Origin of the sequence: Alkalihalobacillus pseudalcaliphilus (assembly GCF_028610675.1) — a bacterium.
In the GTDB taxonomy this organism is placed as follows: Bacteria; Bacillota; Bacilli; order Bacillales; family Bacillaceae_D; genus Alkalihalobacillus; species Alkalihalobacillus pseudalcaliphilus.
In genome coordinates, this window is record NZ_JAQQWS010000009.1 from 21,281 (window position 1) to 34,701 (window position 13,421).

Annotated in this window: 7 protein-coding genes; 4 read left to right on the forward strand and 3 right to left on the reverse strand. The window is 38.7% G+C overall.

The features are described 5' to 3' along the window. Positions 1-8 precede the first annotated feature (8 nt). The 3 genes from PQ479_RS16450 to PQ479_RS16460 form a co-directional block, all read right to left on the reverse strand. Positions 9-911: a carbohydrate ABC transporter permease gene (locus PQ479_RS16450; protein WP_047987559.1), complete on the reverse strand. Its 903-nt coding sequence runs from the start codon at positions 909-911 to the stop codon at positions 9-11. 94 nt (positions 912-1,005) lie between these two features. Next, positions 1,006-2,283, reverse strand: coding sequence for an ABC transporter substrate-binding protein (locus PQ479_RS16455; protein WP_083991148.1), 1,278 nt, complete (start codon positions 2,281-2,283; stop codon positions 1,006-1,008). A gap of 1,042 nt (positions 2,284-3,325) precedes the next feature. After that, entirely contained in the window at positions 3,326-6,868 is a 3,543-nt protein-coding gene (locus PQ479_RS16460; protein WP_053070282.1) for a fibronectin type III domain-containing protein, read from the reverse strand. Positions 6,869-7,897: 1,029 nt separating this feature from the next. Between PQ479_RS16460 and PQ479_RS16465 the strand changes: the two genes are divergently transcribed. The 4 genes from PQ479_RS16465 (at position 7,898) to PQ479_RS16480 (ending at position 13,373) form a co-directional block, all read left to right on the forward strand. Further along, positions 7,898-8,956, forward strand: coding sequence for a hypothetical protein (locus PQ479_RS16465; RefSeq protein WP_047987091.1), 1,059 nt, complete (start codon positions 7,898-7,900; stop codon positions 8,954-8,956). Positions 8,957-9,534: 578 nt separating this feature from the next. Then, on the forward strand, positions 9,535-10,560 hold the full coding sequence (locus PQ479_RS16470) for an extracellular solute-binding protein (RefSeq protein ID WP_047987090.1): 1,026 nt from the start codon (positions 9,535-9,537) through the stop codon (positions 10,558-10,560). 61 nt (positions 10,561-10,621) lie between these two features. Continuing rightward, positions 10,622-11,719 (forward strand): ABC transporter ATP-binding protein, encoded by a 1,098-nt coding sequence (locus PQ479_RS16475; RefSeq protein ID WP_047987089.1) that lies wholly within the window; start codon positions 10,622-10,624, stop codon positions 11,717-11,719. A 1-nt stretch (position 11,720) separates the two neighbouring features. Next, positions 11,721-13,373 carry an ABC transporter permease gene (locus tag PQ479_RS16480; protein ID WP_047987088.1) on the forward strand — a complete coding sequence of 551 codons (1,653 nt, stop codon included), beginning with the start codon at positions 11,721-11,723 and terminating at the stop codon, positions 13,371-13,373. Positions 13,374-13,421: the final 48 nt, after the last annotated feature.

A 13,421-nucleotide genomic window follows, 5' to 3' on the forward strand; every position in this document is an offset into this window, starting at 1 on the left:
ACCCTCCCCTAATAATGAATTTTCTTATCAAGATATAAGTAATTAAACGCCGATACTGACAGTAAAATAACGACAAGCACGACAGTTATAACCGCGGCCTTCCCTAAATCCCAATAAGAAAAGGCAGTTTGATAAATATAGTAGAGTAATAGATTACTGGCATTATCAGGTCCACCCTTTGTCATAATGTAGAGATGATCGACATTTTTAAAGGAATTTGTAATCGCAATAATCATGACAAACAATGTCGTCGGCATCAGCAACGGAAACGTAATTCTTCGGAATGTATAAAAAGGCTTTGCCCCTTCCATTTTCGCTGCCTCATATACATCGCTCGGTAGGTTTTGCAAGCCAGCTAAGTAAAATATCATAAAAAAGCCTGCTTCCTTCCAAATCATCATGACGATCATTGCCGTCATGACCGTTGACGGGTCCCCTAAATAATTGATTCCACCTAGCCCGAACAAGCTCAAAAATTTATCTAAAAGACCGTAAGTAGGTGTATAAATAAAGAGCCAGATGTTGGCAATTGCGATTAAGGGCATTACCGTTGGGTAAAAGAAGGACGTACGAAGCAATGAGCTCCCCCGCATTTTTTTATTCAACCAAATCGCTAAATACATCGCCAAGAAAATACTCGTTGGCACGGTTCCAATCATAAAAATAAGGTTGTTCATTAACACTTGTCTAAAGATTTCATCACCAAAAACTGCCTGATACTGCCCGAGACCATCAAAATCCATCCGATTCACTGAAGCACTATGAAAGCTTAAGAAAAAGGACCGTAACGATGGATAATATGTAAAGATCGCTAAGAAAATTAATGAGGGCAAAAGCAAAGCATAGGCAAATAAATTGGTCTTTAATGACCTTCTGAATTTCCCTTTTCTTTTAGGGAGTCTTGGACTGATTGGCTGTTTTTCAACAGATGTTTTCACCTTTTTCCCTCCAAAATGGGTGAAGAGCCCAAGCAACTAGGCTCTTCCCTTTCATTTTTGTACACGCCTAATCTTGAAAACGTTCTAGTACACTACTAGCACTATTTTGAGCACGGTCTAAGCCTTCCTCAACACTTCTTTCCCCTGTTAAAATAGACTGAAGAGCATCATTAAAAATTTGCTGAACCTCACCGTTTTGATAGGTTGCTAGCTCACTTGCGGAATGCTCCAATTGATCGCGAGCAACTTGAGCGGCTGGGAAATCCTCTACATATTGAATTAACGCATCTGTCTCATAAGCCGATTCACGAGTTGCAACATAACCTGTATCCATTGACCACTCCGCCACTTTTTCTGGAGAAGTTAGGAACTCAATAAATTTAATCGCTGCTTCTTTATTTTCTTCTGGAATATCTTCAAATAAGTAAAGATTTCCGCCACCTGTAGGTGAACCGAATGAATGATTAGCTGGAAGCATAGCGACACCAAATTCAAAATCAGCACTATCACGAACATTGGTTAGGTTACCCGTCGTGTGGTACATCATCGCCGTTTGCCCACTTAAGAAGTTCGAAGGCACGGTGCCCCACTCAATGATTCCTTTTGGCATAACTTCATGAACATTCGCTAAGTCATACCAGAACTGAACAGCCTCTACGACCTCAGGGTTATTAAAATACACTTCTTTTCCATCTTCAGACATGATGTTTTCACCTGTTTGTAGGGCTAAAGCTTGTGTAATCCAGTATTGGAAACCTGTACTCGGTAGTTGTAACCCCCACTGTGAGACATTGCCACCGTCACGAACCGTCAACTGATCCGCATACTCCGCTAGCTCTTCCCATGTCGTAGGTGGTTGTTCTGGATCAAGGCCAGCCTCTTCAAACATGTCTTTGTTGTAATAAAGAACGATCGTACTTCTTTGGAAAGGAACACTCCAAACCTCATCACCAATCGCCGAATTCGCTAAGAACCCTTCATAAAAATCATCTAAGTACTCTTGTTCAAAATAAGGTGTTACCTCTTCAATTGCACCCATTTCAAGTAAAGTAAAAAGCTCAACCGATAGAAGCACAGCCAAATCAGGTGAGTTACCAGCTTGTACAGCCGCTAATACCTGCGTCATCGTATCTTGATAACTTCCTCCAAAAATCGCCGTGACATTAATGTTTTCATTCTCCTCTTCAAATTCAGCGACATATTCATCAATAATATTCGCAATAGGTCCACCAACAGCAACTGGGAAATAAAACTCAATATCTACTTCTTCACTTGTTCCTGCTGTTGAATTACACCCTGCCACAATAAACAAAAAAGCAACTAAAGCAAAGGTTAATTTCTTCACTACCTCTTCCCCCTTTAATAAACTCCATATTTGTCCTCTCGAAACAAACACCCATAATCACTCACAGATTCATGTAAATTTCGAAAGGCTTGAATACCACGCCTATAGATTACCTACTATCAGTATTCAAAATCAACTAATTTTCAAAATATTTACACTAGATTTAATACTCATTCATAAAACCCTAACAATTCTGTCTAATAAAGGGAAACATTTACATAACATTAACATTTAAAATAAAACGCTTACAATAATTACAAAATCAAATCATGGGAGATGTTCAACCACTTGTCATTATTCTGTTGGTTTTCACTAGAAACGGTCTTATAACAAGGTTTTTAACCTCATCGACCACCTTTCTCACCCCTTTTCTGCATAAAAAAATAGGAGATCGCCCGTCTCAAAATAAATTCTGCACAGGCACCACAAAATAAGCCCCTCAGAATTTACTTTGTATGGATGATCTCCCATTCTCTACCCAAAAAAGTAAATGTTATTTTATCTCATTCTATTACATATAAAATGTGATTTCAATATCTAATTTAAAATTTTCAAAAAATTTATATTCTTAAAACGTATTTAACTTATCATTACTCAACTACTTTTCAATTCTTATTTTAGCATTAAAAAGAATTCCCTCAATTTTGTCCACATCATCATACCTTACTTCTTTTTTGTTCTTGCCTGGTCAAGTTTGTCCTCTAACTCTCTAATCTACTGCCACTCTATGTTGGTTAAGACATCTTTTATTTTCATAAAAATGCCCTCCCTTTTACTTCGTTTATCCTTTTCTTACCAGCTCAAGAATATGGCGACTAGTAAATGGCCGCCATATAATCCATCTATCTGCCCCATTTAAACCCCTAAATAAATAGTTTCATCCTCAAGTTGTTGTACTCCGGCCTTTCAAATATCTCTGACCGAATAAAAGAGCTTATTTCTCCATGAAAAGCGACTAAGATGATCTCCTATTAAGCACCAGTAATATACTTATATCCATAGGTAAAAGCCGGCACCACAGCCGGCTTCATCACCTTCCGTCTTACTCCACTTCATCTCGACTTAGGTGTTCTAAAGGATCACCCGTTTCCCTTGCTGGCTCCACCATCTCACCAAGTGGTCCTTCGCGCTCTGCTGGTGCTGCTTCATCCTCTTCGAGTAGCATTTCAACATGTGGCGGTAGACCTGCCCAAGCCGCTAAATCAATTTTTAACATACGGTCAATCACATAAGTGGTCGTAAAGCGATATTTATTAGCTCCCGATTCAAAGGTCACATAGAGTTGGTTATCAACATGAATCAATCCCTCTGACATCGGAATAATGCGTAAATGACTATTTTCTTCAGGCTCTTGCTTACTATCTAAAAACCACACCGGTATTTCACGTTCATTCATTTCAACCGTTGTATGTGGTTCGTCCTCAAGAGGGGTATGATAGCGATACAAGTAACTAGCATTTGCCCGACCATAAGACGTACTTACTATTAATTCGCCATCGACAAAAGTAACACCTTGCACCTTTTCACGTGTAGAAACAATATAAGCAGGGTCAGCTTCGTGGCCCGGTCCTTCCCAATACGCTTCATCTATGCCATCGGTTTCTGGGTCTAAAGGAAAACCGACCATCCAAGCGTAATACATCTCTCCATCACGATTTTCCAAATGATGCTCCGGATTGGTCGGATAATCGTTAGCCTCATAAAATTCACCGACCCACATCACGCCATCATGAACAACATTATACGCTGCCTGTACAGGTAAAGGTATTTGATTGATAAAATAGACATGATCATTATCATTGGCCTGAACTAAATCTTCTAATTTCAATTGGTAAAGGCTCATCTCTGAAGCAATCCAAACATGTTCTCCACTAACAGCAATCCCACCAGCATGTCCGTTGTAAGGAAGTCCATCCTCATGATACAAAAGAACAGACTTTACCAGCTTTTCCGTGCTAGCATCAACAACGGTTAATGTACTTGGTCTTTTATCATCTAAGTAGTAGACCGATAAAAGCCAGTCCTGATCCTTTGCATAACTTAGCCCCTGCGGAATTAATTCCTCACCAAGTCCAGGAATAACCGGACCGTCCTCACTAATGTCCCAAAGATAATCAAATTCAGGATTACGTGAATGTTTTTCTCTTTCTTTTTGGACGATCGTTTGATGATTGACCTGAACGATTAGCGGTGTCGACTTTTCCGAGATATTGCCCGATTCATCCTCAGCCACTAATTCCACGACATACTCAACATGTCCTGTTAAAGCCGCTAATGTATAGTCAAGCTGTGCGGCAGGAACAGAATACTGCCACTCGCCATCTTGATAAATATGATAACGGAACATATCCTCCTCGCTATTTGCTTGCCAACTTATTTGTGCTTTCCCTCCAAGCTCCTGTACTTGAATGCCTGTTGGAGCAGCCGGTTGATTCGTATGATACTGCGGTCGCTCGGGAACCTGTCCCGGATCCAGCCAGCCTGGTGTCGGTCTAGCATGTGCCTCTACCTTTTCCATTTCGTTCGTACCATCATCTGGATACTGATATTTAATCGATCTTAATCGCGAAACATCCTGCCCGGAATAATGGGCAACGGTCTGTTCTATTCCATAAGGATCAATAATCGATACAGTTTGTTCATTCGTATTCACTAATCCACCGACATTATCAATAATTAACATGCGGTTATCATCCAAATACTTACTTTCATCTGATAAAAGATAATAATGATTAAACGCCTCTATAGTAATCGGTTGAACCTCGCCCCGTCGTGGCCAAAACAGCATCGTGTCCCAAGGTTGAATGATAAAAGATTCCGTAATCTCATAATCCCAATTGAAGGAACGGACACGATAGCCTTTTAAATCAATGGGCTCAGCACTATTATTATAGATTTCAATGTATTCAAATGCGTTGTAGCCTAAATAATTATGCGTTTGCGGTACTAGTTCCGTAATTAAAAGCTCTGGCACGGGAAGCTCTTCATACGGACCTGCCGTGATCTCAGTGAGTGCCGATTCATTGCCTACGCGATCAACGGCGGAAATGGAAAAGGTATACTGTCGACCGAGAACTAAAGGTGTAACGGTAGATTGGAGCGTCTCCTTTGACACCTCTTCATACAATGTACCATCTACATAAATGCGATAAGCGGCCAAATCTTCTTCTTTATTCTCCTCCCATTGCAATCGAACGATCCCAACCCCTGGCTTGGCCCTTACATTGGTTGGAGCAGCCGGACTTTCAAGGTCTAGTGGTGTATGAGGAACAACCGTCACCACCTCAGAGCTTGGTGATTCATTCCCAACAGCATCTATTGCCGTCACTCGATATTCATAGGAAGAACCATTTGTCAGACTTTCAATCACCGCTTCCGTCCCTTCTATAAAAATAGGTTCACTGCCTTCTCCATCATACAAATGATAACCAACAGCCGCTGATCCAGACTCATCCCAGCTTAAGTTTATCTGAGCATCCCCAGCCACACCGCGCACATTTCCTGGAGACGTCGGACCTGGTATTTGCTCCGAAACAAGGGTTCCAGGTGTCGGTACTTGATCATTGGTAAGCCATTCCATTTCAATATCGGCACTGGTTGAAGTGTAAATGACACTACGATTCAAAATCCCATCCAGTACACCATCGTTATAAACCGCCGAACTTACTAGCTCACCATTTTCATTAGCGATCGCAACCTTCCTTGTCGCCGTATCTGCTAGACCCTGTGCCGCAGTCGTTAATGGCAATTGAAAGACTTGCTCAGCTTTCAAGAGCGTCTCATAATTACTGTTAAAATCCCAAAGCGGTACAGTCGGATCATTGAATTTCTTAAGCCAAATTACATGAACACTTTTCGCTTTAACCGTTGTTCCTTGAATAGGCCAACGATTGGCAGGATTATTAAAATTGTTCGTAAAATAGTGAAGCTCATACCCGTCTAAATTCATATCGCTCGATGTATTATTATAAATTTCGATAAATTCATACGGCTGACCCGCACCAGCAGAACGAGCGACAATTTCCGTAATCATCAAATCAGGCGTTTCCACGAAAGCTTGTTCACTTCCAGTGCCTACCTCAACCGTTTCCTCACCGTCGCCTTCATTTGCCCCCCTTTCACCATCAACACGTTCATCTGAATCAACATCACCGACCGTCTCTTTTTCGATCACCTCACTCCCATCATTCAACTCTTTCTCTTCTTCACCTGTACCCTTTTCTTCTTCAATCACCGTTTCAAAAGCTTCACCCTCCTCTACTTCCGTCTCATTCCTCGAATCAGTAATGTCCTTATTTTTGTCTTTGCTCTCTTCTTTTCGATCTATTGAACCCTCGGTATGTTCCTTCTCCTCATGTTCTTGGTCATCGTTCACCTGTTCAGAAATAGGAATACCGACCTCATCTGCCTTACCTTTCTCAACACTAAAGCCTTGTTCTTCCTGATTATCATTAGCTATCTTAATTTGATTTTCGGCATGAGCACTACTCTCTACCCACGTTACATAATGACCGACCGTCATAACAAAAATAAGCAAATAGATAATCCCATGTCGCATCTTCTTTAATACGGTTGTTCTACTCATCTTTTCCTCCCCATCAAACGGCCTTTGCTATTCAAACAAGCTGTGCCGTCCGTCTCGATACTGATTTTTTTATCACTCAACATTCCTCGATACTTGACATACCCACTTATTCTAGTAACAACTTATTACCTGTTCGTCGCTTTCCGTTACTTATCTTCACTTAAGCACTACTTCTTTACAATCTTCTAACCCTCTCTTAACAAAAGCTTCATAAACTTTACAGAAAATTCAGAAATTATTATTGATAACTCCCCCCTCACTCTCAATCGATGTCTAGCCAAACAAAAAAGCCCTACTGTTCGTGCCATTTAGAAATAACTAAATGTCCACAATCAAGTAGGGCTCTCCTAGGTCTCCAGCCATCGTTTGAATTTGCTTCTAGTATAGCGTTGATAGATGTGAAAGACAAGTTTATTGAAGGAGATGGTTAATAAGACCTATTTTCTTCCTACCTCCTTATTTGGACTCACTCATTTTCTATACACTTAGACGAAGCAGATCCTTCCACTTTTTGACTGTCGTACATAAAGCCATCTTTACTTTCAATGATTTTTAGTTCTGGGTTATTCGACTCTTCTGAGGTCAAGTTCCCCCTCAAATCTTCATTCACTCAAGTTACTATGCTTCTCTTTTTGGTTACTTGCCAATGCTGTGAGCGGACTCAATAAAGCGGTAAACACTAGTAAAGATGCTGCTGCCATTCTTGCTGTCTTTTTCATGAAGTCTCCTTTTGAAATTATGTCAGAGGAGATTATAGTATAATACATAGGTTTATAGACCTATAAACTTTCATTATATTATTTTGTGCGTAACTTAACTTGCTAGGAATCTACCAACATTATATTTTTTCTTTCATTCATACCGAAAAACATGTAATAAATTAACCTGATATGAAAATCTATATAATAATACTCTAAAATCACGTCCTATTAACCTCAGATAAATAGTTGGAAAAATCAACATAATAAACTATACTATATTGATAGTATTTTTTCCTATATTTTTTTATATTCGGTAGGTATTGGCCACATGTTTTTACTTAAGATCGACTTTGTGATGTTAGTCACCATGATCGCTCTATTTATTTTAGCAAGTTGTGGAAGTAATGAAGTGAAACAAACAGCGGATGAGCTAGTTAGTGATAACCCTAGAAATCATACAGCAGAAGATTTTATCCCGTTAAGCGAAGGTTTTGAAAACTACCCAATTTGGATTGAAACGGATAGTGACCCTATTCGGGATTCGAAAATTCATTATATATACGTCTTTAATAACAGTAAGGTAACGATGTATAGTATTAATGACCATGCTTTAGGTGAAAGTGGCGTTGTCATAGAAGATATTCTACATATGTCTGATAATGAACTTATACAATTTGCTAGTGAGACTCATCACAAACTCTATGAAGAGTATGCAGCCTTAGATAGAAAGGTATTTGAAATCGCTGACTATCAAGAGATGAGCGATTTCATGTATGATGTATTCAGCGATTACTATTCTGAGGACTATACAGAGGTATACGAAGCATACATTCAAGAAGTACAACCAATGGTTGCAGATATTGACATTCAGATTGAAGGGACAAGAACGACGAATGAAAGCCCATATACCCTTGATCTAATCATAGATGACCTTGGACAATATACGGAAAGCCTCACTTTTATGATACCAAATGCACGTTCTAAATTAGAAGGAAGCAATGGTAGCCATGTTTTTCAGGAGTATCTCAACTACTTATATTATGAACCTGATACCGTTTTTTCTGAGATGGATGCGGAACAGAAATCAAAAATGGTATATGAAAATTACATTCGAGTCCTCGAAAACTATGGGGAGTTTAAAGAAGAAGATGGATTCGATTTATACCATCCACAAAATTTTAATCCTCATCCATTTGTTTGGAAAGAAGAAGACAAAGAGACTTCAATAAATGGAACTAGTTTTAATCAGAAAATATTTGAGACAACCTTTTCCGGGATAAAAAACGAGCATAGAAGTTTCATAACTCGTGTAGACGATTCGTTTATTGGGTTTAGATTAGACAGTCCAGATACCGATAAAGCCAATGTTACCATTGAAGGGAAATAGGTAAGTCAGGTATACAGATAATGTGCGACAACCCATATTCATAGAAAAATAAGCATAACAGTTGCGTTTTAAAGGTGTAAATCCATTACACTAGTCAATAACTTCCTTTGAAGACTACTAATATAAGTTTAAACTAAGATGAAAAAGCAGCCATTGGAAAAAATTGTGGCTGCTTTTTTCTCGATTCTCCTAAGGATATTCGATTGGTTTTCACCCACATTTATAGGTGTAGATCTCTAAGTAGGAAACGCCTTATTTTCACCCCTTCTCATAAAGAACTCCACCAAATTGATTCAATAAATTTACCAAGTCATACCAAACCTACATGAATAACGTACCTCTGAATTCCCTACCCTTTTTCTTTCTGCTAATATCTTTCACCGGTCACTTATTAATAAAAACTTTATCCCTAAGTAATGAAAAGATTATTTGAAACCCCTCATGACCATTATAATCAGACAATGCGTTCATCATTCTGAATGAAATCTGATATTTTTTTCTTTTTTTAGGATTATCGAATTAATAAAAAATGTGTACGCTAAAAGAGTAATTATTATTTATTAAAAGGGGGATTTAATATGAAAACGCTTTATAAATTTTGTTTTATTAGTTTATTTGCTCTAATTAGTGTCGCATGCTCTAGTGGCAACTCATCTAGCTCAGACGATGAATTAATTATTTATACGGCTCGAAGTGAAAGTTTAAATGAAGCTGTTATCCCAAATTTTGAACGAGATACAGGCATTAAGGTACAGACGATTACGGCTGGAACTGGGGAACTTGTTACTCGTGTTGAAACGGAACGCAATAACCCACAAGGAGATATTTTATGGGCGGCAGATGTAACGATGCTTCACGATAAAACAGAATTATTTGAAGAATATGTCTCCACAGAAGATGAACATATGATGGTTGAATTTCAAAATACAACAGGTTACTTCTCGCCTGCTTTTGCTGACCCTACCGTTTTTATTGTTAATACTGAATTAGCAGGTGAAGGTGTTATCACTAGCTTTTATGACTTACTAGACCCAGATTTAAAGGGCCGTATTGCCTTTGGTGACCCAGTCAATTCAAGCTCTGCCTTTCAATCATTAATTGCGATGCTTTACGCAACAGGCCATGGCGATCCCCTCTCTGAGGAAGCTTGGACCTTTGTTGAGTCTTTTATTGCCAGCCTAGATGGGAAAATTCAAGGGAGCTCAGGTCAAGTACATCGTGGCGTAGCTGATGGAGAGTATGCAGTAGGATTGACGTGGGAAGATCCTGTTATCCACTACATCCAAAGTGGAGCACCTGTTGAGGTTGTCTTCCCTGAAGAAGGGGCTATATTCCCCGGGCAGGCCGTTCAAATTATAAAAGGTGGAGCTAACTTAGAAAATGCCAAAAAATTTGTTGATTATGTTCTCTCCGAGCAGGTACAAAGTAAAGCCGGTCAGGAGTTAACAGTTCGTCCATTACGAGATGGCGTAGAGCTTGCTGATTATATGACACCACAATCAGACATTAAGCTCTTTGAAGAGTATGACGAAATGTGGGTCATCGAACATACAGAAGAAATTACATCAAGGTATGTCGATATCATTGAACGCTCATTAGACTAAGATGTTTATGCACAGAGTAACACTCCCGTTACTCTGTGCTCATATAAAGGAGGTATACAGCATGGCCGTTTCCATTCATATTGATAAAGTCGTCAAACGTTATGGGACAGATACTGTAGTAAAAGGCTTATCTTTAGACATTAAGCCTGGTGAACTATTTACATTACTTGGTCCATCCGGTTGTGGAAAAACAACACTTTTAAGAATGATCATTGGCTTTAACTCCATTGAAGAAGGTCAAATAGAAATTGATGGACAAGTCATCAATCATACGCCAGTTAATAAAAGAAAGATGGGCATGGTTTTTCAAAACTATGCAATTTTCCCGCATTTGACCGTTGAGGATAATATTGCTTTCGGTCTAAGAAACAACAATATGTCAAAAGAATCAATCAATCAGAAGCTAGATGCGATTATGAAAACCGTTCAAATTGAGCAGCACCGCCATAAGAAACCAGAAAATCTCTCAGGAGGTCAGCAACAACGAGTTGCATTAGCCCGTGCCCTCGTTATTCACCCACGCGTCCTCTTGATGGATGAACCCTTATCTAATTTAGATGCGAAATTGCGCGTTGAAATGAGGAATGCAATTAGGCAAATTCAACAAGAAATAGGTATCACCACAGTCTATGTCACCCATGATCAAGAAGAAGCACTAGCCATTTCCGATCGCATTGCCGTTATGAATAATGGTGTCATCCAACAAATTGGTAAGCCGGAGGACATCTATAGACGCCCTGCTAATCTATTTGTCTCTCAATTTATTGGTACTTCAAACAACTTAAAAGGCTCCGTCACTATGGATGGTTCTAGCCAAAAGATTCATATCAATAACAATACGTATTCTTTTCCTATTCATACATTGGCTGATGATGTGATCGACAATCAAGAAGTGCTTATGTCAATCAGACCACAAGATTTTACATTAACTGACTCTACAGATGGATTAAAAGGACTCATTGAAAGTACGATGTTTCTTGGAATTCATACACATTATTTCATTCGCTTAGAGGATGGAGTACGGATCGAAGTTGTGGAAGATGCGGCATTTAATCAGTTGTTAAAAGAAGGTTCAATTGTTCACTTACAGGTGAAGTCAGCTCAAATAAATGTTTTTCATTCGTTAACAGAAGAATCGATCATTAAAGCGGGTGTGTAATATGAAAAACAACCGCAAATTATCGTCATGGAATGTTATTTCAATCGTCATTTTGTTACTTGCTCTCTTATTTGTCTTATATCCTTTATTTCTCGTCCTCAGTAAAAGTGTTTTTAACCAGGATGGTTTTACGTTGGAAAATTTCACCCGATTTTTTGAGCGTAAATACTTTTGGGTCACGTTACTTAATAGTTTTAAAGTAACGATAGTCGCAACCATGTTATCTGTCATCATTGGTTTACCACTCGCTTACTTGCTGAGACGAGTCAAAATATTCGGAAGTAAATTTATTCAAATTTTAATTATTGTATCTTATATATCTCCACCTTTTATCGGAGCCTATGCTTGGATTCAGTTGTTAGGTAGAAGTGGCGTTGTTACAAAGTTTATTAATAATACCTTTCAAATTAACTTTGATGGGATTTATGGCTTTTCGGGGATTGTCCTTGTGTTAACTCTACAGTCCTTTCCACTTATCTTTATTTATATTTCAGGTGCCTTAAAGAACTTAGATAATTCATTAATCGAAGCGGCAGAGAGCCTAGGCTATTCCAACATTCAACGTGTATTAAAAGTTGTTGTACCGCTTATTATACCAACGATTCTTGCTAGTTCTTTACTCGTGTTTATGAGAGTAATTGCCGATTTTGGAACACCGATGTTGATTGGAGAAGGTTATCGTACGATGCCTGTACTCATCTATCAGCAATTTATGAGTGAAGTTGGTGGCGATGCTGGATTTGCCGCTGCACTTGCTTCGATCTTTATTTTAGTAACGATTGCTTTATTTCTTTTTCAACGTATAATCTCACGTCAGTTCTCCTATTCCATGTCAGCATTAAAACCAATGTCTGTTCAACCTAGTAAAGGTATCAAAAATATTCTAAGTCATACACTCGTATATGCTGTTACATTTTTAGCAATTCTTCCTCAATTAGTGGTTCTATACACGTCATTTCTAGAAACAGTCGGAGGGCAAGTATATACGGGTAATTTTTCGTTAGATAATTATTATACTATTTTATTCAATCGTGATGTATCGATGATTATTAACACTTATAAAATGGGTTTTATTTCTATCATTATCATTATTATCATCGGAATTTTTATCTCTTACCTAACTATTCGTAAAAGGAATATGATAAATTCAATATTAGATACGGTTTCCATGTTACCGTTTGTCATACCAGGCTCTGTATTGGGGATTGCCCTCGTTTTTGCTTTTAGTGACCAGCCATTATTTTTAACTGGTACGGTAACGATTATGATTATTTCATTTATAGTCAGAAGAATTCCTTATACGATTCGTTCAAGTACGGCGATTATTAGCCAGATTAGTCCGAGTATTGAAGAAGCTGCGATCAGCTTAGGTGCATCAGAAACGAAAGCTTTTTATAAGGTCGTGGTTCCGATGATGATGCCAGGTGTTCTTGCCGGGGCCATTATGAGTTGGATAACCATCCTTGGCGAGCTAAGTTCCTCGATTATCCTTTACTCAGCTGGCACGCAAACTCTATCTGTATCTATCTATACGGAAGTTATCCGTGGTAATTTCGGAAATGCATCTGCCTATTCTGCCATCCTTACTTTAACTTCCATTGTTTCACTATTGCTCTTTTTTAAATTAACTGGTAAAAAAGAGCTAAGTTTATAAACACCGTAGAAGGTTGTCCCTTTAAAAGGGGCATCTTTCTATATGGAG